An 18,958-nucleotide genomic window follows, 5' to 3' on the forward strand; every position below is an offset into this window, starting at 1 on the left:
CGAGGACGCGGCCCGCAGGCCGGAGCGTCGTCTACGCTCGGCCCATGGGGACCGAGGTGAGAGGGGACTCCTCGTGGCTGACGACATGACGGGGCTGACGGGCCTGCTGTACGAGATGGGGCTGCTCAAGCGCTACAAGCGCACCGGCTGGCTGGTGGCGGGCGTGCGGGATCCGGAGAGCATCGCCGACCACTCGTTCCGCACGGCGGTCATCGCGGGGGTGATCGCTGCGCTGGAGGGCGGCGACCCGCAGCGGGCGGCGTTCATGAGCCTGTTCCACGACAGCCAGGAGACCCGGATCACCGACATCCCGTACGTCGCCAAGCGCTACCTCACGGCGCCCGCCAACGAGGACGTCACCGCCGACCAGACGCGTGACGTGCCCGAGGCCGTGGCCGCCATGCTGCGCGGCGCGATCGCCGAGTACGAGGAGAAGGTCAGCCTCGAGGCGGTGTGCGCCCGCGACGCGGACAAGCTCGAATGCCTGCTGCAGGCCGTCGAGTACCGCGAGCAGGGGCACCAGAACGTGCAGCCGTGGATCGACAGCTCGCTGGCGGCGCTCAAGACCGCCACCGCCAAGCGGCTCGCCGACGAGGCCCTGCGGACGAACACGCTCGACTGGCTGACCCGCGTCCTCGACAGAGGCTGAGACCGGTCATGCCGGCAGGTCCCCTACGCTGGGGACATGATTCGCCGCGCCACCCCTGCCGACGTGCCCGCCATCCTCGGACTGATCCACGACCTCGCCGAGTACGAGAAGGCCGCGCACGAGGTGCGCACGACCGAGGAGCAGCTGCGCGCCGCGCTCTTCGCCGACGCGCCGGCGGTGTTCGCGCACGTCGCCGAGGAGGAGGGCGACGACGGGGAGCGCGAGGTCGTCGGGTTCGCGCTGTGGTTCCTGAGCTTCTCGACCTGGCGCGGCACGCACGGCGTCTACCTGGAGGACCTGTACGTGCGGGCGGACCGGAGGGGCGGCGGCCACGGCCGGGCGCTGCTGGCCGGGCTGGCGCGGATCTGCGTCGAGCGCGGCTACCACCGCCTCGAATGGTCCGTGCTCGACTGGAACGAGCCCGCGATCGGGTTCTACCGCGCGCTGGGCGCGGTGCCGATGGACGAGTGGACGGTGTTCCGCCTGACGGACGAGCCGCTCCGGGCCCTGGCCGGGCGCGCCTCCTGACCCTCCGGCCATCCGCCGCCCGTCCCCTGACGCCCGTCGCCGCGGGCTCCGGGAACGGAGCCCGCGGCGATCAGGAACGAAGCCCGCGGGGATCAGGAACGGAGCCCGCGGTGATCAGCGACGTCCGTTCGCGGCGCGGCTACCGGCTCGTGGCGGGGTGTGCCATGCCGCTGGACGCGCGGTCGAACACGTCCGTGTCGGCCTCCCGGCCGCGCTCCATCTCCGGCATGGTGCCGCCCATGCCCATGGTCTCCTGCATGCCGCCCTCCTCCAGGCGCAGCGCGACGCCCAGGGCGAAGAACGTGGGAGCCCATTCGCCGACGAAGATCCCCCACCGGTCGGCCCGGTCGATGCCGGCGGTCTCGGCCTTGGTGGACAGGGCCCAGGACGCGAACGCGAGCCCGATGGAGGCCATGCCGGCGGCGTAGGCGTGATGGGAGCGGATTCCCATCTTGTGGAGCATGTTGATCATGATTCCCCCTTTGCTGTGGTGCTGCTACCCGCCCCGAATGTCCGGATAACACGCCGATCATCCGCTTTGCCGGGACTTGTCCGGCACGGGGTCGGGGGCAGGGGGAACGTCAGGTGGCGGGGTCCGGGTCGCTGGTCGCCCGGAAGCCCGCGACCCGGTGCGAGCCGTCGCAGAACGGTTTCGTGGACGACAGCCCGCACCGGCACAGCGCCACCGTCGCCCGGCCGGGATCGATCTCCCGCCCCTCCTGGGTCACCAGCCGGAAGTTCCCGCGCACGAGGAGCGGCCCGTCCTCGCAAGGGGTCACGGTCACCTCGCCGTCACCGTCGGTAGGCATCCCGGACACCTGCCCTGGCCGCCCTGGCGAAAACTCACTCACCGTGACGCTTCACTGGTGTCGCGAGACCGTTCAGAGGTCGGATCGTGATCGTCGCGCGACCAACCTCCGAGGGTGCCGCCGTAACGTCCAGCGAGTGCCCGAAATGGAGCCGAACGTCACCAACGCCCCAGCCCGCCTGCCGCAGCGTGAAAGTGCCGATCGCTGCCTCAGTGTCGACTCGGGACGGCGCTGCGTCCTGCCACCGGGGCACCAGAGCCCGCACGTCTATCCACCGTCGGAGCCGCACCCCTGACGGAGCGGCCCGCGCCGCCTGATCCCCCGGTCCGCGGGGCATGATCCCTGGGAAGCGTAAAGGGCTTGTGCGGACTGGACAAGCAGGCATTCGATCAAAGGCGGCGTGGGCATCAAGCCGCCATGCACAAGATTTTTCCGCGCAGGTCACTCCTGCTGGCGGCCATCGTCCCTGTCCTGTTCGCCGCGGGCTGCGCGTCGGGCGGCGGCACGGAGGCCATGGGGGGCGCGGCGTCCCCGGGTGCGCCGACCTCGGACATGAGCTCGATGCCGATGGAGAGCGGCTCTCCGACGGAGACCATGATGGGCAAGAACACACCGAGGGGAACGGTCCAACGCTACTTCGCCGCCCTCAAGGCCGGCAATGTGGACGACATCGTCAAGCTGTTCGACGCCGCCGACGGGCTGGCGGCACTCCAGGGCTCGGCCACCGCCGAGGGAGCCGACGCGCTCCGCAAGCTCTACCAGCAGACGGTCACCGGGCCGCAGTCGGGCTCGTACACGATCGAGCTGTCGGAGCGGCACGGCGACCAGTACGCCTTCGTCCGCTCGAGCAGCGAGCAGGACAGCCAGAGCTACCGGGAGTTCTTCATCCTGGAGAAGTCCGGCGACGGCTACAAGATCGATCAGTTGATGACCAACCAGGCGGCCTGACCCGCGAGGTTCACCGACGAAGCGGTGGCCGCCCTCAGCCGGCGGCCACCGCTTCGTCGTGTACCGGTGCGCCTGCCGGGAACCTCGCGGCGCCGCCGGGTGTACCAGCACCATGAAGCCGATCGCGCGAGTTCTGACCTGCCTGCTCGCCCTCACCCTGGCAGCCGTGGGGGCGCCCGCCTGGGCCGCCGGGAACTGGGCGGTGACGTACCTGGACCCGCCGCCGGCGCGGTTCGCCGCCGGCACGCCGTACACGCTGGGGTACTGGGTGCTCCAGCACGGCAGCCATCCGTTCGCGGGGGACCTCGGGCCGACGGGGCTGCGGCTGACCGGGCGGGGCGGCGAGGTGCTGATGTTCCCGGGGACACGGCTGCCGGAGGCCGGGCACTACGCGACGTCCCTGGTCGTGCCCAGGGGGACGTGGCGGGTCGAGGGCATCCAGGGGATGTTCCAGCCGCACCCGGTCGGCACGCTCACCGTGCCCGGCGGGCTGGCGGTGAACCCGCTGTCGCGGGAGGCGATCCCGTCGAAGGCGGCACCGGGCGAGGACTACTGGGGGCAGGTCCGGCCACCCGGCTTCCCGGCGGGCGAGGGGACGACGGTCATCCCCTCGTCGAACCCGTCACCGCTGGTGGAACGGCCGGAGGCTCCCGCGGCGATGCGCGCGCCGGCTTCGCCGGTCTCGGGTGGCGGGGGCGCCTCGGGGGGTGGTTCGTCCGGCTCGGGCGGCGTCCCGGCGTACACGCTGGTGATCGCCGCGGTGGCGGGCGCGCTGCTCGCGCTGGCGGCGCTGCGCCGCCCGGGCCGCGAGCGGCGCGGCCCCGAGACGGACGGTGACACCGTGACCTTCCCGGGCTGACCGCGACCGGACGGCCCGATACGGCCAAGCCGCCCGGGTTGCTCAGAGCGGGGGCGCAGGCGGGGGAGACAGGAGCGCGTCCAGCGTGCGGACCAGCGTCTCTCCCGCCTCCTCGCGCGCCAGCCGCCCCGCCTCGACCTCGCCCGCCGCCGTGTGCAGGATCGCCAGGAACGTGCTGACCAGCCAGGTCAGCGGCAGGTCGGTGCGGAACGCCCCCTCGTCGCGGCCCCGGGAGATCAGGCGCTCGACCCGGCCCAGCGGCTCGGCGTGGCGCTCGCGCAGCCGCTCGGCGGGCAGCGCCGCGTCGGCCGCCAGGAACAGGCGGCTGTGCTGGCTCAGCACGTCCCAGGACGAGCGGACCAGCGTGGCCAGCGCCTCACGGGCGGGCGGCGTGTCGAGGTCGAGCCCGGCCAGCGTCGTGCCGGCCAGTTCGACCGTGTGGCTCACCACGGCCGCGACCAGCGACTCGCGGGAGGGGAAGTGGCCGTAGAGCGTCACCCGCCCGACGCCGGCCTCCTTGGCGACCTGCATCACGCTCGCGCCCGGGTCGGCGCTCAGCACCCGCCGCCCCGCTTCGAGGATCGCGGCGATGTTGCGCTCGGCGTCCGCCCGTCTGGCCCCCATACCGGCGAGCCTAGCGGCGCGCCGCGCCCGCCACGGTCACCGGCGGACGATCACGCTTCACGGGCAAGGGGCACGCTTCCCGGGCGATGGTCGCGCTTCACAGGCGATGGGGACGTTGCCCGGGCGGGTCACAGCTCACGCTCGTGCATGTCGAGGATCGCCATGGACACCGCCACCGCCCCGGCGGCGTCGCCGGACTCGATGGCGCGCAGCAGGTCCCAGTGCGAGGTGTCCGGCTCGTGCGTGGTGCGGCGCACGTCGCGCACGCTGTCGCGCACGGCCTCGCCCATGCCGTGGTAGAGGTCGGCGAGCAGCGGGTTGCGGGCCGCGTCCGCCACGCGCAGGTGGAAGGCGGCGTCCGCGTCGGCGAACCCGTCGAGGTCGCCCGCCTCGCCGGCCGCGTCCCTGCGCTCCAGCGCCTCCCGCAGGGACGCGAGGTCGTCGCCGGTGCGCCGGACCGCCGCCAGCCGGGCCGCCACCAGGTCGAGGCCGCGCCGTACGTCGATGATGTCCATGGCGGCGGCGCGGTCGAGCCCGCGGCGCAGCGCGGCCCGCGACTCGTCCGTGGCGGTCACGTACGTGCCGTCGCCCTGGCGGGTGGTCAGCAGCCCCGCGTGCGCGAGCACCCGTACGGCCTCGCGCACCGACAGGCGGCTCATGCCGAGGCTCGCCGCGAGTTGCGCCTCGGACGGGATCTTCGTGCCGACCGGCCAGGCCCCGTCGGCGATCTCCCTGCGGAGCTGCTCGATGGCGGCGTCCACGAGCGAGGTCCGCGAGACGTTGCGCATGCGTCCTCTTTCCTCAGGCTTCCTCAGGTCCAGGGCCTCGGGCGACCGGGCCTCGGAGAACCGGGGCCTCGGGCCGGGCCCTCCGGTTCGGGGCCCTCCAGCCTAGACGCCCCGCCGCACGGGCGTCCTCGTACCGGGGAGGCGGCTCCCGGACGGCCCGTACAGGCCTGTCCACCCGTACGGACAGGATCTTGTCAGGCTCCTGGACGGGTGAGAGATTGCCCGGGGGGCTTACCCCCATTTCCGACACTTGCCACCTTTGTCACGGAGGACACGCGTGTCGCAATTACGCCCGGCTCTTCTGGCGGTCGCCCTCACGCTGGCGATCGCGACTCCCGCCCAGGCGGCGGCCGGTCCCGCCATCACCGTCGAGAACGGCCGCACGCAGCCGGTCTTCTCCTACGCCGACGCCGTCCGCGAGCACGTCTACGTCGAGTCGAGCGTCGACAGCGACGCCGACGGACGGCTGGACCGGGTGCGCGTCGACATCATCAGGCCCAAGGAGTCCGGTCCCGGGCTCAAGGTTCCGGTGATCATCGACGAGAGCCCGTACTACGACAACTCCGGGCGCGGGAACGAGGCCGAGCGCAAGGTCTACGACTCCGCCGGAAACGTCACGAAATTTCCGTTGTTCTACGACAACTACTTCGTGCCGCGCGGCTACGCCGTCCTCAACGTCGACATGCTCGGCACCACCCGCTCCGACGGCTGCCCCGACATCGGCGGCAAGGCCGACGTGCTGGGCGGCAAGGCGGTCGTCGACTGGCTGAACGGCCGCGCCCGCGCCTTCCGCGCCGACGGCACCCCCGCCACCGCCGACTGGACCACCGGCAAGAGCGCGATGATCGGCAAGTCGTACGACGGGACGCTCGCGAACGCCGTGGCCGCCACCGGCGTCAAGGGCCTGGAGACGATCGTGCCCATCTCGGCGATCAGCTCCTGGTACAAGTACCAGCGCTCCAACGGCGTCGTCTACAGCTACGACTACGCCTCCTGGCTCGCCAACTACGTCGACACGGACCCCGAGGCCAAGTGCCAGGCCGTCCGGGACCGGATGGACGCCGAGGACGGCGACGACACGGGGAACCACAACGCCTTCTGGGCCGAGCGCGACTACCTGTCCGGACTGCTCGGCGACGCCTCGAAGGTGCGGGCCAGCGTCTTCGTCGTCCACACCGTGAACGACCTGAACGTCAAGCCCGACAACTTCTCCACCTGGTGGGACGCGCTCGCCCGGCGCGGCGTGCCGCGCAAGATCTGGGTCGGCCAGTACCAGCACGTGGACCCGTTCGACTTCGAGGGCCGCAGGGACGTGTGGGTGGACACGCTGCACCGCTGGTTCGACCACTGGCTGCTCGGCGTGCGCAACGGCGTCATGAGCGAGCCGCGCGCCGACGTGCAGACGGGTCCCACGAGCTGGATCACCCAGCGCGACTGGCCGGCGCCGCTCGCGGCCAGGCTGCCGTTGCGCCCGTCCGCCGACGGCGCGCTCGGGCTCCGGCCGGCCGCCCGGGGCGCCACCGCGTCGTTCGCCGACGTGGCCATGGACGAGGCCGACATGATCGCCGACGTGGGCACCGCCAAGCCCGGCCGGGTGGCGTTCACCACCGGGCCGCTCCCGCTCGACCTGCGCCTGTCCGGCACCCCCACGGCCGACCTCACGGTCAAGCTCGACAAGCCCACCTCGAACCTCACCGCCCTGCTCGTCGACTTCGGCGACGCCGCCCGGGTGGACTGGCGGCGCGGCCAGGGCATCACCACGCTCACCGACGAGGACTGCCACGGCGAGAGCACCGCGGCCGATGACGCCTGCTACAAGAAGGTCGTCACCAACGTGGCGAACCGGCCGGCCGAGATCGTCGCCCGGGGCTGGATCGACGTGCAGAACCGCGCCTCGCTGAGCAACCCGTCCCCGCTGCCGGTCGGCACGTTCGGCAAGGTCAGGTGGCAGACGCTGCCCCAGGACTACACCTTCGCGAAGGGGCACCGGCTCGCGCTCGTGCTCGCCGGCACGGACAGCACCTACAGCGAGGAGCCGGGCACGGGCGCGAACGTCACGCTCGACCTGGCGGCCAGCTCGGTGTCCGTCCCGTTCGTGCTCGGCACCCCGCTGACGGACGTGCCCGAGGACCGGGCCGGCTTCCGCGGACCGTCGCGCGTCGAGCTGCCGGAGGCGGAGCCCGAGTTCAGCTTCTTCTGACGCACGGGCTCGTGGTGCACGCACGGGCTCGTGGTGCACGCGGCGAGCTTCAGTCCCGCCTGTCATGGCACGCGTCCGGCGCGTGGTCGCACAGGACGGGGAGCCTGCTCGCCGCGTCCAGCACCACGCGGTTCCCCAGCGGCTCGTCGAGCCTGACGACGCCCTGGCCGGACTGACCGGTGCCGGAGCACCAGCCGGTGCCCTGATAGGGGACGTCGAGCCCCAGGACGACCACGTCCGGCCACTCGCTGCTCCGCGGGGTGACGGCGAGTGGCCCGCCCCCGCAGGAGCCGTACTCGTAGTCGACCAGCAGCGTGCGTTCGTCGACCACCTTGTAGTCGCTGACGCCGTCGCCGCCCGACGCGTGTCTGCCGATGGCGCCCGCGATGGTGCCGACCGCGTCCCGATCGACCGCCACCTGGTCGATCGGGCCCGGCAGGTCCGAGAAGTACAGCCGCCACGCGGGCACGGTGGCCATGCCGCGCGGGGTGCGCAGCCGCATCGTGGTGTAGACGGCGCCGGTCAGGTGGTACGCCTCGTCGTCGGGGAAGGTCTCCCCCTCCGACCAGGGGGACAGAGCCATCATCGCCTCCCGCGGCCCGACCACCGGGACCCGCGTCGTGAACCCGTCGTCCCAGCGGATCCGCGCCCCGGGCGGTGCGGCGGGGAGCCGGCCGGCCACGACCCAGCCGTACTCCTCATCGTGCTGGATCTTCCTGAGCACGTCCGGAGACATCGCGCTCAGGTCGCCGACCGGGACGAAACCGTCGCGCCAGATCTCCGCGGCGCCGCTGGTGCGCCAGGTCCGGACGGCTCGTGCGGCCTGGTCCTCGAACGGGAGCGGTCCGATCAGGTAGCTCCCGCCGCTGAGGAGCAGCACCACGGCCAGCAGCGTCATGATCAATCGCGGCATGCGCCGATCTTGCCAGGGGACGGCTCAGTAGCGGGCGCAGTTGCTCCAGTGGCTCCTGCCCTCGCCGTCGATGATGTACGGGCCGGGGTTCTTGGCGACGGTCCAGGAGACCCGCAGCCGCAGCGTCCCGCGGGCGGTCGTCGTGCCGGAGGTCCTGCGGCCGTCCCCGCGCGCGACGCCGACCCAGCGCACGACGATGGTGCCCGTCTGCGTGACCGGCCGGCCTGGGCAGCCGGGCCGGGACACCGGCACCTTCACCCGGAATCCGCGGTCCGACACCGCGATGCCGCCCGTGCCGCCCGCCGAGACGATGCGGCACGTGCCGCCCTTGCAGGAGAGCGCGAACGTGCCGGTGCGGCGGGCGCCCAGCCTGACCGACACCGGCGACAGGGACGCGGCCGGGGCGTGCGGCCGCGGCAGAGTCACCGGCTGCCTTACCGGCTGCTCGCGCGGCGTCCCCGCGGGGCGGCGCGTCACGCTGTCCGTGGGGTCGCCGGTGGCCGAGCGCTTGGCGGGCCGGTCGGCCGGGCTCATCGTGCCGGCCACGACCGGGCTCTCCCGCCGGCCGTCCGCCGCCTCCTCCGTACGGGACGGACCGGCCGTGGGGTGCGCCGGGGACCCCGCCGCGGGGGTCACGGCGGGGGCCGCCGTCGCGGCGGGGGGCACGGCGGCGGGCTCCGGGGGCGGTACGGGCACCGCCGGGCCGGGGGACGGGCGGCCGTCCGGCGCCGGCGTCCGCGCCGGGTCCTCGGCGCCCGTCTCGGAGATCGCCGGCATGTGCTGGCGGGCGTTGAGACCCGACCAGGCCAGGCCCGCGACCAGCAGCCCGACGCCGACCAGCAGGCTCACGCGGGCCACGTTCCGCACCGTGACGCCCGAGTCGCCGTCGGCGAGGTCGGGGCGCTCCAGCCAGAACTCGTCGGGGCCGCCCGCGTTCAGCTCCACCACCTGGCCGCCGTGGGCGGGGCCAGGCTCGTAGCGGAGCGGCGCGGTGAACGGCGGGGCGCCGACGGCCGGGCCCTCACCCGGGCCGTCGGCGCCGCGTCCACGGGCCCACCCCGGCACGCCGCCGACCGGAGGGGGGAAGGTGTCCTCGGGGGGCCGGCGAGGCCCGGGGATGGTGATCACTCCGTGGATCCGGGCGGAGGAGGGCGGCGTGCGCCGGTCCGCCTGCGGGGAGGCGGGGGAGGGCGGGGTGCGCCGGTCGGCCTCCGAGGACGCGGAGGGTCCCGCGCCGATGGTGGTGACGGGGTGATCGGACCCGGCCGGGGGCCTGGTGGTCGCCGGGCCTTCGGGGGCGGGGTGGTCTGTGGTGGCCGATCCGTTGGTGGGGTGGTGGGGCCGGGAGGGGGCGGCGGAGGCCGATCCGTTGGCGGGGCGTTGCTGCTCGGAGGGGACGGCGTCGGTGGAGCCGTTCCTCGGGCGGGAGGTGGGCGGGGCGTCGGCCATGACCGGGGCGCTCAGGGGAACGGGCCGCTTCGAGCGGGGGGCTCCGGCGACCATGCGGTCCGTCGGCAGGCTCGTGGGCGCCACACGCGCCACATGCGCCGCCGGGGTCATGACCGGCCGATCCGCCGGTGCGGGCGCGGGCGCAGGTGCGCCGGTGTGCGAGGGCGACGACGAGGATGTGGGCGTGGCGGTGCGCATCGGCGGCACCACCGGCCGCGCCGCCTCCGAAGCCGCCCGCGACGGGGCCACGGCGGCGGGCCTGGGAGTGACGTCGGGTCGGGGCGCGATGTCGGGCCGGGTCGTGATGTCGGGTCGGGGGGCGACGTCAGGCCGGGGCGTGACGTCGGGGCTGGAGGCGGCGGGGCGGGGCGCCGGGGTGTCGGCGGGGGTGGCCGGGGTGGGGGAAGGAGTGGGTGGGCCATCGTCCGGGTGGTGCTCCCATGGCGGGCCACCTTCGGCCCGGCGTGAGGGGGCCCGCTCCTGACCGGCCGGGCCGCTACTGCTGATCCGGTCATGAGCGGACGCCGCTGGAAGGTTCCGGTACGGCACGCCTCCGCGGTTGCGGCGGACGATGGCCCAGTCTGCGGCCGGATCCGGCGACCAGGCGGGGGACTGGTCGGCCGGGTCCGGGGTCCAGGCGGCGCTCTGGGCGGCCCCGCCTGGGGTCTCGACGGCGGGCACGGACGGCCGCCCGCCTGGGGTCTCGACGGCAGGCATGGGCGGCCGCCCGCCTGGGGTCTGGGGAGCGGGCGCAGGCGACCGCCCGTCCGGGGGCTGGGGGGAGGGCGCGGCCGCGACGGCAGCACCAGCGGCCGGGGCGACGGCGGACGCGGCCGGGGTGGTCGGGATGGCCGGGCGCTCCGGGACGGCACGGGCCGGGACGGCTCGGGCCGGTATGACGAGGGACGGTACGGCGAGGGACGGTACGGCGAGGGACGGGACGGCGCGGGGTGGGGCGGCGCCTGGTGGCACCGGCCGTGGAGCGGCGTCCGGCGACTGCTGCGGTGGAGCGGCGTCCGGCGGCTGCGGTCGCGGGACGATGTCCGGCGGCCCAGGGCGGGCGTGCTTGCTCGGCGGGCGGTGCGCGGCCGGGTCAGGTGTGCGCTCCGGGCCGGCGGCGGCCGCGCCCGCCACCGGCCCGGAGCTTTCCCAGGTCCCCGTCGTGGGGCCGGGGACCGGAGAGATGGGCGGCGGCGCGGGCTCGGCGAGCCCGCGCGCCTGCGCGGGGAAGCCGTCCGGCCGCCACAGTCCCGCCTCGTCCGGCAACGGAAGCGCCCAGGCGAGCTGCCCCTGCAGCGTGCCCGGCGCCGAGGAGATCGGCATCTGGCGCAGCAGCGTGTCGGCCACCATGACGCGCGGCGCGCTCTGGCAGAGGTCGCAGTGCGCGATGTGCCGGCTGATCCGCGCCCGGGTGCGCCGTCCGGGCACCGACGCCCAGTCGTTCACCCGCGACTCCAGCGCGGCGCATCCGTGGCGGGTCCTGGCGGCGATGACGGCGGCGAACCACTCCTCCAGCCCGTCGGCCGCCTCCAGGACGATCGTCTCCACCTCGTCGGCGTCCGCCGCGAAGACGGTGGCGATCTCGTCGTGCGTCAGCCCGTGCCGTACGGACAGGTCGAGCAGCTCCCGGTGCGCCGGGGCGAGCGCCCGCAGCGCCTCGGGCAGCAGGTCGGCCATCCGGCCGGGCCGCGACCAGGAGCCGACGCTGGTGGGGGTGGACAGGTACGCCCGGTGCGCCCTGGCCAGCGCGTACAGCCAGGGCCGCAGCGGCGACGACTCGTCGACGCGCTCGGCCCAGGCGTGCGCCGACAGCAGGGTGCCCGCCACGGCCAGCTCGGCGTCGCTCGACGACAGCTCCGTCCGGCAGTAGTCGTACAGGTGCGGCCCGTAGCCGTCGCACAGTTCGAGGATGGCCTCACGTGCGTCCTCCGACAGGGTGCGCCACATGGGGGTCGCATCTCCTCTCTGTGGTTCGGGCATCGGGGCGGCTCCGGGGTCAGCGGGGAAGGCGTTCGGCGATCTCGGTGGCCCAGTACGTGATCACGCTCCCCGCGCCCGCCCGGCGGATCGCGGTGAGGCTTTCGAGGATGGCGCGGTCGCGCGTGAGCCAGCCGTTGGCGGCGGCCGCCTCGATCGCGGCGTACTCGCCGGAGACCTGGTAGGCGGCCACCGGCACGTTGACGGCGTCGGCGACGCGGCGCACCACGTCGAGGTAGAGGCCGGCGGGCTTGACCATCACCATGTCGGCGCCCTCGTCCACGTCGAGCAGCACCTCGCGCAGCGACTCGCGCAGGTTGGCGGGGTCCTGCTGGTGGGTGGAGCGGGTGCCGGTCAGCCGCGACTCGACCGCGTCGCGGAACGGGCCGTAGAACGCGGAGTCGTACTTGGCGGCGTACGCCATGATCGGCACGTTGTGGTGGCCGGCGGCGTCGAGGGCCCGGCGGATGGCGCCGACCTGGCCGTCCATCATGCCGCTGGGCGCCACCATGTGGGCGCCGGCCCTGGCCTGGGCGACGGCGACGCGGGCGTAGGCGGCCAGCGTGGCGTCGTTGTCGACGTCGCCGCGCGCGTCCAGGACGCCGACGTGCCCGTGCTCGGTGTACTCGTCCAGGTTGATGTCGCCGATGACGACGGTGGCGTCGCCCACCTCGGCGGCGACGTCGGCGAGGGCGAGCTGGGTGATGCCGTGCTCGTCCCAGGCGCCGCGCCCGTCGCTGTCCTTGGTCTCCGGGATGCCGAACAGCAGCAGCCCGCCGACGCCGGCCCGCACGGCGGCCGCGGCGGCCTTGCGGACGCTCTCGCGGGTGTGCTGGACCTGCCCGGGCATGCAGGCGATGGGACGGGGCTCGTCCAGGCCCTCGCGGACGAACAGCGGCTGGATCAGGTCGGCGGGGTGCAGGCGGGTCTCGGCGACCAGCCCGCGCAGGGCGGCGGTGCGCCGCAGGCGGCGCGGACGCTCGGCGGGATAGCTCATGTCAGTCTCCGATCACCTTGCCGAGCAGGACCCGCTCGGCGTGCTCGACGGCGGCCTGGGGCGGGCGCCGCATCCAGTAGCCGGCGTTGCTGCGCGCGGTGATGTTGAGCGCGCGCAGCTCGCACAAGTGCTCCGCCGTCTTGATGGCCAGCCCGCCGGGGTCGATGACGGGCAGTCCGTGCAGTTCGTGGACGCGCAGGTGGACGAGGATCACGTTGGGGATGCCCTCGGCCGGCACCAGCCACTGCGCGCCGGCCTTGGCGGCCTGGCGGGCGGCCTCGGTGTAGGCGTCCAGGAACGGCTCGAAGTCGTGCGCGAGGGCCCGCTGCACGACGTCCGCGCCGCGCTCGACGATCTGGTACGAGGCCAGGTCGGCGCCCGCGGCCCGGATGTTCTCGGTGATCGGCTCGGCCAGGTGCGGGATGAACCCGAGCACCCCGAGGCGGTGGCGCTCCATCCGGGCGGCCTGCCAGACGGCGTCGCCGTAGCCGACGACGGGGATCGACACCCGGCTGCGGGCCGCGGCCAGCCCCGGGTCCTGGCCGGCGCCGCTGATCCAGGCGGCGCAGCCGTCGCGCTCGGCGGTCACGGCGGTCTGCGTGAAGTAGTGGCCGAACAGCAGGCCGATCTCGCCGTAGCCGACCAGGTGCTCGGGCAGCGCGGTGCCGTACGTCTCGGCCGGCAGCGTGTGGATCTCCACGGTCGTGCCGGGGGCGGACACCAGGGCCAGGTGTTCGGCGTACAGCTTGTCCAGAAGCGGCGTGCGGCCCTCGACGGTGTGTTTCTGGAACCAGATGCGCATGTCAGCTCTGCCTCACGGGGTGGTGGGGGACGGGGTCCAGCACGCGGTCGGGGCCGCGCCCGGGGGGACGGCCGGGCAGGGTGTCGGCGGCGCTCGCGGGCATGCCGCCGGGGAGGGTGTCGAGCATCGACGCCTGCGCCAGGTAGCGGCGGGTGGCCTCCGGGTCGCCGGCGATGGCCCGCAGCCCCGCCATCGCGGCCGCCAGCCGGGAGGTGTCGCGGTCCTGCACGCCGGCCACGCGCGCCTCGCTGCGCGGGATCACGTGTTCGAGCAGGACGTTGCGCCGACGCGCCGCCCACGCGTCCAGCGCCGCCGGACCGGCGTGCCCGGCCGCCACCTCGGCCAGCACGGCGCCGAGCTCGACGGCGTCGTGGATGCCGGCGTTCATGTTGAGCCCGCCGGCCGTGGAGGTCAGGTGCGCCGCGTCGCCCGCGAACAGCACCCGGCCGCACCGGAACGAGCCGAGCACCCCGCGCGACAGTCCGTACCGGTCGGCGCCGATGACCCGCACCGGCCGGCTGACCCCCGGCAGCGCCCGCCGCACCAGCGCGGCCACGCTGGAGGTGGCCAGCGGGTTGCGGGCGTCGCACGGGATGCGCACGACGATCCGCCAGTGGTCGGGCAGCGCGAGCAGGCTGCACGACTGGCCCACGTCGCGCACGTACGTCAGGGGCGCCAGGCGCGGCAGCAGCTCGTCCAGCGGCGAGTCGGTGAAGACCCGCAGCGCCTGGGTCGGGTAGCCGGCGCGGGGGAACGGCAGGCCGAGCGAGCCGCGCACGGTGCTGTGCGCGCCGTCGGCGGCCACCACGTACTTGGCCCGCGCCCAGCTCTGCCCGATGCGCAGCCGCACGCCGGTGCCGCCCTCGGCCACCCCGTCCACGGCCGTGCCGAACCGCACGTCCGCGTCCGGCTCCGCCTCCAGCGCCGCCAGCAGCAGCGGGGTGAGCGACGACTGCTCGGCGTGCAGCCGGTACGGGTGCCGGGTCATGCCGTCGAGGCTGCCCATCCCCATCTCGGCCAGGACCAGGCCGGCCCGGTCGCGCCACTGGACGCGGTTCACCACGCGGCCGCGGGCGATGAGCGGCTCGGCGACGCCGAGGTCGTCCAGCAGGTCGAGCGTGGCCGGGTGGAAGGTGGAGGCCCGCGACTGCCTGACCAGGCCCGCCTCCCGCTCGAACACGGTCACCGGCACGCCCGCCCGGGCCAGGGTGAGCGCGGCCGTCAGCCCGACCGGGCCGGCGCCGACCACGGCGACGCCGCTCATGTCCGCTGCCCCTGCGCGGCGGGACGGTGCGGGACGCGGCCCAGCGTGATCGGCATGCCCGTCGCCCGCGACAGCGCCCACCAGGAGCTGCACAGGTTCGAGGTGAGCAGGATCCGGTCGTTGCCGGCGCCGATCGACAGCAGCGCGGGCAGCGTCGACATGCCGGTGCCGCTGAACAGCACCACCGCGTCGTCCGGCAGGCACGCCTCGCCGACCTGCTCCACCAGCTCGGCCGTGGTGACGTCGTAGGGCGAGAACCGGCCGCGCGCCCGCACGTCCACCACCCGGGTGACGTGCATCCCGGCCGCCTTCCAGAACCGCTCGGCCAGCTCCGTCAGCCACGGCTCGTACGGCGAGACGAGCACGATGTCCTCGGCGCCGACGTGGTCGAGCGCGTCCAGGGTGGCCACCGTCGCCGAGGCGAACGGGACGCCGAAGCGCTCGCTCAGCTCCTCGCACCGGAACCGGTCCTCGTCCGGGCCGAGCAGGTACCGCGAGCCGCTGCACAGCATGACGATCGCGTCCAGCGGCAGGTCGCCGAACGAGCAGATCATCGCCGGCAGCGCCTCGTTGTACGCCTCCAGCCGCTCCGGCAGCGTCAGCCCCGGCCGTACCGGGAAGCGGGTGACGTGCATGTCGGCCCGCGAGCCCAGCAGCCGGGCCAGCTCCGGCTCGGCCGCCGGGTTGGCCGGGGGCACGATCACGCCCACTCTGCCGCGTTTCATGCGGTCCTCCCCACGTCCAGGCCGAACAGCGCCCGCAGCGCGTCGGCGTACCGCTCGCCCAGGGGAGAGCCCGAGTGGCGGGTCAGGCTGGTCAGCGGCCCCTCCAGGAACGCGTCCACCACCCGCTGGACGGCGTCGCGCACCTCCTCACGCGCCGAGGAGTCCAGCCCCGGCGCCCGCGAGGCCAGCCGGCCCAGCTCGGCGTCCGCGACGGCGCTCGCCTTCGTGCGCAGCGCCACCGCGACCGGGCAGGCCGCCGTGTCAACCGCGACCGGGCAGGCCGCCGCGTCAACCGCGACCGAGCAGGCCGCCGGCTCCGCCGCGACGGGCGGAGGACCGGACGAGGGCGCCGGCACCGTGGTGATCCACGGCCTGCGCGGCACGGCCGCCCGCCGGGTGGGGATGGCGCCGCCGATCCCCCTGCGCGGGCGCCGGTCCGGCAGGACGGGGGACGGGGCGAGTCCGGCCGTCGTCATCAGCAACCCGACCAAGCCGCGGCCCAGAACGCCGCCTCACGCCGCTCCCGCGCCTCGTCATCCAATTCGCGCCGAGTCCGCGCGGCGTCTGATTCGCGCCGAGTCCGCGCGGCGTCATCGGTGGTGTCCAGCCGCACCCCGGCCCGCTCGGCGCCGAGCAGGTGCACCGCGGCCCCGATCACGGTGTCGGCGAATTCCCGTTGCCGTTCCGCGGCGACCTCCGCCGGGCATTCGACCTTGATGGTGACCATGGTTTCCTCCATGCGGGTGGGGGGTTCAGGACGCGTGCGCGAGCGCCTGGTCGATGACGCTGATGGCCAGGTCGGACACCTGCCGGATGTGGTGCAGCCGGTGCACGGTGCGCTCGGCCGTCGCGCCGTCGACGTGCTCCTCCTCGGCCTGCACGGGAGGCGGCGGCGCCGGCCTCTCCCTCCGGGCGGGGGCTCCGTAGGGGTGCTGGTACGGCCTGCGGATCTCGTCGGCGAGCATGGTCCACTCCTGTCAGCGCGGCTTCACGGGCGGATACACGGGACTGATGAGGGGGTTCAGAGCCGTTCGGGGGTTCGGTGGGCGGACAGGTCGCGGGCGCCGAAGCGGGCCAGCTCCTCCTCCGCCTCGTCGCGTACCTGGACGAAGCTGTCGCGCAGCTCGGCGAGCAGCCGGCGCAGCATGATCAGCTCCGCCTCGGCCTCGCGCCGCGACAGGCGCGGGGTCCTGCGGCGCGGCGTGCCGGCGACCCGGGCGAGCGCCACGGTGCCGACGACCACGGCCGCGATCAGGCATCCGACCATCGCGGAGGCGAAGCCGGGCATCGGGCCGTCCAGCACCGGCTGGTCCACCAGGGCCGAGGCGCCGGCCACGCCGATCGCGCCGCCCAGCATGCGGGCCGTGTTGATGGCGCCGACCGCGGAGGCGTACTGGGTGGGGTGGGCCGCCATCGTGCCGACCGTGGACGTGCCGGTGGACAGGGCGCCGAACCCGCAGCCCAGCATGAGCGCGGCCACGAGCGTCCAGACATTGGGATAGGGGTTGGCCAGCAGGAGGGCGCAGCCGCCGCCGAGGAGCAGGGCCCCGGCGTAGATGACCGCGTTGAGGCCGACGCGCCGCCCGGCCAGCATGGCCAGCGGGCTCCCGCCGATCATCGCGAGCGAGATGGGCGTCAGCCACAGGCCGATGGTGACGGAGTCGAACCCGGAGCTCTTGAGGTACAGCGGGCCGAGCGCGAGCACCACGAACGAGGCCGCGCCGTACAGCAGGGACGCCCCGCCCGACCACAGGAAGCCGGGCCGCCGCCACAGCCGGATGTCGATGGCGCCGGCCGCGTGCCGCCACGACGTGGCGATCGCCCCGGCCAGCAGGAGCGCGGCGGCGACCGCGCAGCCGATGGTGCGCGGGTCGGTCCAGCCCCAGGTGCCGCCCTGCGACACGGCCAGCACGGCCGCCGCGATGGCGCCGATCAGCAGCACGGTGCCGAACACGTCGGGCACGCGGCGCACCTGTCCGAGGGAGCGGGGGAGGGCCGGGGTCAGCATGAGCAGGGCCGCCGCCAGTCCGGCGCTCGGCAGGAACAGGCCGCGCCAGCCGTACTCGGCCACGAGCAGGCCGCCTCCGGCCTGGAGCGCGAGGCAGCCGATGCCCGACGAGGCGCTCCACAGCGCCATGGCGCCGGCGCGGCGGTTGGCGGGCAGCTCGCCCAGCAGCAGGCCGAGCGAGGCGGGGAACATCAGCGCGGCGCCGACGCCCTGCGACAGCCGCCCGCCGAGGAGCAGCGGCCAGGACGTGGTCGCGATGACCGCCGCGGCGCCCAGGCCGTACAGGGCCAGGCCGAAGGCGAGGACGCTGCGCCGGCCCAGCAGGTCGGCGAAGCGGCCCGCCGTGGCCAGCAGCGCGGCCACCGCGGCGAAGTTGATCGTGCTGACCCAGGTGACCTCGGCCATCGGCAGCGAGGCCGCGATGGGGTCGCGGCTCAGCACGGGGATCGCCAGCGTCGTCGCCGTGCTGTCGGCCATGATCGCGATGACGACACCGCAGGCGATCAGGCGAAGGACGGCGAAGCGGCCCCGGACCTGCGGCCGGGGTCGCGCCACCGGCCCGACGAACGGGCCGGCGACGTGCTCGCGAACGGGCGTCAGGGTCATCGCGGCGTCTCCGCCAGGTCCCTGCGGGCGACGGTGACGGGCTCGGGCCGCGGCACCTCGGGACGGTTCGGCACGCTGGCCGCGACCATCCGCTCGGTGAGGCCGATGAGGCGGCCGGGCGCCCGCGTCCAGGACCGGGCCGAACGGCCGGCGTCGGGGCCGACCAGCGACATGACGACCTGGGAGGCCAGCGTCAGGTGCTCGGCGCAGCGGCGGCTCACCTTGGCCTCCAGGCCGGCGACCTGCGCCAGGCGCAGCCGCAGCGCCTCCAGCGAGGCGGTGCGCTCCAGGCCGTCCAGCTCGGCGAGCCGGTCGGGCCAGCGCAGCTCGCGGCCGACGTGGTCACGCACCCTGGTGGGGATCTCGTCCGCGGGCACCTTCTCCTCGCGCAGGCGGGTGCCGAGCGCGTAGGCCGAGCGCGCGGTGCGGACGTAGTCGGACAGCCGGCCCGCGAGGGCGGCGTCGAGCATCCGGGCCCGGTGGACCAGGCACTCGCTGCTCCAGCCGAGCACCATGAGCCGGTCGGCGGCGACCTCGGTGTACCAGCCGGCCAGCCGCAGCTCGCGGGCCATCCGGTGGTAGTGGACCCAGCGGTCGCCGTTGCCGTCCACCCAGACCTCTACGCCGCCGAGCGGCATGTTGGCCACGTGGACGCGCTTGTCGCGGGGCGCCACCCGGGCGCAGATACGCAGGATCACCCGGTCCGGTGCCTGCGGCGCTCTCGGCCGCCTGGCGAACCAGGAACCGGTCTGGGGATCGGTCACGTCCGGCCACCTCCTCGCCGGCGACTCTCCAGAACCGTCCGGCTGTCA

20 protein-coding genes are annotated in these 18,958 nt (G+C 74.8%); 5 read left to right on the forward strand and 15 right to left on the reverse strand.

The features are described 5' to 3' along the window. Positions 1-73: 73 nt before the first annotated feature. Together HTZ77_RS04955 and HTZ77_RS04960 are read left to right on the forward strand one after the other, a co-directional pair. Positions 74-649 (forward strand): HD domain-containing protein, encoded by a 576-nt coding sequence (locus HTZ77_RS04955; protein WP_328808418.1) that lies wholly within the window; start codon positions 74-76, stop codon positions 647-649. Positions 650-685: 36 nt separating this feature from the next. Further along, complete coding sequence (locus tag HTZ77_RS04960; protein ID WP_175588222.1) at positions 686-1,177, forward strand: GNAT family N-acetyltransferase; 492 nt, start codon at positions 686-688, stop codon at positions 1,175-1,177. Between the two features lie 139 nt (positions 1,178-1,316). Here HTZ77_RS04960 and HTZ77_RS45125 read toward each other — a convergent pair whose 3' ends face one another. Together HTZ77_RS45125 and HTZ77_RS04970 are read right to left on the reverse strand one after the other, a co-directional pair. Beyond that, positions 1,317-1,649, reverse strand: coding sequence for a hypothetical protein (locus HTZ77_RS45125; protein ID WP_235994324.1), 333 nt, complete (start codon positions 1,647-1,649; stop codon positions 1,317-1,319). 109 nt (positions 1,650-1,758) lie between these two features. Beyond that, positions 1,759-1,986, reverse strand: coding sequence for a CDGSH iron-sulfur domain-containing protein (locus tag HTZ77_RS04970; protein WP_175588223.1), 228 nt, complete (start codon positions 1,984-1,986; stop codon positions 1,759-1,761). Positions 1,987-2,403: 417 nt separating this feature from the next. On the opposite strand from HTZ77_RS04970, the gene HTZ77_RS04975 reads away from it, so the two are divergent. Beyond that, positions 2,404-2,934: a nuclear transport factor 2 family protein gene (locus HTZ77_RS04975; RefSeq protein ID WP_175588224.1), complete on the forward strand. Its 531-nt coding sequence runs from the start codon at positions 2,404-2,406 to the stop codon at positions 2,932-2,934. Between the two features lie 112 nt (positions 2,935-3,046). After that, positions 3,047-3,793 (forward strand): hypothetical protein, encoded by a 747-nt coding sequence (locus HTZ77_RS04980; RefSeq protein WP_175588225.1) that lies wholly within the window; start codon positions 3,047-3,049, stop codon positions 3,791-3,793. A gap of 42 nt (positions 3,794-3,835) precedes the next feature. Here the strand turns inward: HTZ77_RS04980 and HTZ77_RS04985 are convergent, their stop codons facing one another. Both HTZ77_RS04985 and HTZ77_RS04990 read right to left on the reverse strand, forming a co-directional pair. Continuing rightward, positions 3,836-4,417, reverse strand: coding sequence for a TetR/AcrR family transcriptional regulator (locus HTZ77_RS04985; RefSeq protein WP_175588226.1), 582 nt, complete (start codon positions 4,415-4,417; stop codon positions 3,836-3,838). Positions 4,418-4,545: 128 nt separating this feature from the next. Then, positions 4,546-5,205 (reverse strand): FadR/GntR family transcriptional regulator, encoded by a 660-nt coding sequence (locus HTZ77_RS04990; RefSeq protein WP_175588227.1) that lies wholly within the window; start codon positions 5,203-5,205, stop codon positions 4,546-4,548. Positions 5,206-5,482: 277 nt separating this feature from the next. On the opposite strand from HTZ77_RS04990, the gene HTZ77_RS04995 reads away from it, so the two are divergent. Next, on the forward strand, positions 5,483-7,405 hold the full coding sequence (locus HTZ77_RS04995) for a Xaa-Pro dipeptidyl-peptidase (protein WP_175588228.1): 1,923 nt from the start codon (positions 5,483-5,485) through the stop codon (positions 7,403-7,405). A 49-nt stretch (positions 7,406-7,454) separates the two neighbouring features. Here HTZ77_RS04995 and HTZ77_RS05000 read toward each other — a convergent pair whose 3' ends face one another. The 11 genes from HTZ77_RS05000 to HTZ77_RS05050 are packed head-to-tail and all read right to left on the reverse strand — an operon-like array spanning position 7,455 to position 18,910. Beyond that, positions 7,455-8,318, reverse strand: a complete 864-nt coding sequence (locus tag HTZ77_RS05000) for a hypothetical protein (RefSeq protein WP_175588229.1) — start codon at positions 8,316-8,318, stop codon at positions 7,455-7,457. 24 nt (positions 8,319-8,342) lie between these two features. Then, on the reverse strand, positions 8,343-11,714 hold the full coding sequence (locus tag HTZ77_RS05005) for an RNA polymerase sigma factor (protein WP_175588230.1): 3,372 nt from the start codon (positions 11,712-11,714) through the stop codon (positions 8,343-8,345). 49 nt (positions 11,715-11,763) lie between these two features. After that, a complete protein-coding gene (gene hemB / locus HTZ77_RS05010; RefSeq protein ID WP_175588231.1) occupies positions 11,764-12,741 on the reverse strand; it encodes a porphobilinogen synthase in 978 nt (325 codons plus the stop codon). A 1-nt stretch (position 12,742) separates the two neighbouring features. After that, positions 12,743-13,543 (reverse strand): aspartate/glutamate racemase family protein, encoded by an 801-nt coding sequence (locus HTZ77_RS05015; protein ID WP_175588232.1) that lies wholly within the window; start codon positions 13,541-13,543, stop codon positions 12,743-12,745. A gap of 1 nt (position 13,544) precedes the next feature. Then, positions 13,545-14,807, reverse strand: coding sequence for an FAD-dependent oxidoreductase (locus tag HTZ77_RS05020; protein WP_175588233.1), 1,263 nt, complete (start codon positions 14,805-14,807; stop codon positions 13,545-13,547). After that, the gene (locus tag HTZ77_RS05025; protein ID WP_175588234.1) at positions 14,804-15,532 is read right to left on the reverse strand and encodes a maleate cis-trans isomerase family protein; all 729 of its coding nucleotides are present in this window, start codon (positions 15,530-15,532) and stop codon (positions 14,804-14,806) included. The genes HTZ77_RS05020 and HTZ77_RS05025 overlap by 4 nt, the downstream gene beginning before the upstream one ends. After that, on the reverse strand, positions 15,529-16,008 hold the full coding sequence (locus tag HTZ77_RS05030; RefSeq protein WP_175588235.1) for a hypothetical protein: 480 nt from the start codon (positions 16,006-16,008) through the stop codon (positions 15,529-15,531). The genes HTZ77_RS05025 and HTZ77_RS05030 overlap by 4 nt, the downstream gene beginning before the upstream one ends. Beyond that, a complete protein-coding gene (locus HTZ77_RS05035; protein ID WP_175588236.1) occupies positions 16,008-16,259 on the reverse strand; it encodes a hypothetical protein in 252 nt (83 codons plus the stop codon). Before HTZ77_RS05035 ends, HTZ77_RS05030 begins: the two co-directional genes overlap by 1 nt. 25 nt (positions 16,260-16,284) lie before the next feature. Continuing rightward, positions 16,285-16,497: a hypothetical protein gene (locus tag HTZ77_RS05040; RefSeq protein WP_175588237.1), complete on the reverse strand. Its 213-nt coding sequence runs from the start codon at positions 16,495-16,497 to the stop codon at positions 16,285-16,287. A gap of 56 nt (positions 16,498-16,553) precedes the next feature. Continuing rightward, the gene (locus HTZ77_RS05045) at positions 16,554-18,146 is read right to left on the reverse strand and encodes an MFS transporter (protein WP_175588238.1); all 1,593 of its coding nucleotides are present in this window, start codon (positions 18,144-18,146) and stop codon (positions 16,554-16,556) included. Beyond that, on the reverse strand, positions 18,143-18,910 hold the full coding sequence (locus HTZ77_RS05050; RefSeq protein ID WP_175588239.1) for a hypothetical protein: 768 nt from the start codon (positions 18,908-18,910) through the stop codon (positions 18,143-18,145). Before HTZ77_RS05050 ends, HTZ77_RS05045 begins: the two co-directional genes overlap by 4 nt. Positions 18,911-18,958 lie beyond the last annotated feature (48 nt).

The organism is Nonomuraea montanisoli (assembly GCF_013363975.1).
Taxonomy (GTDB): domain Bacteria; phylum Actinomycetota; class Actinomycetes; order Streptosporangiales; family Streptosporangiaceae; genus Nonomuraea; species Nonomuraea montanisoli.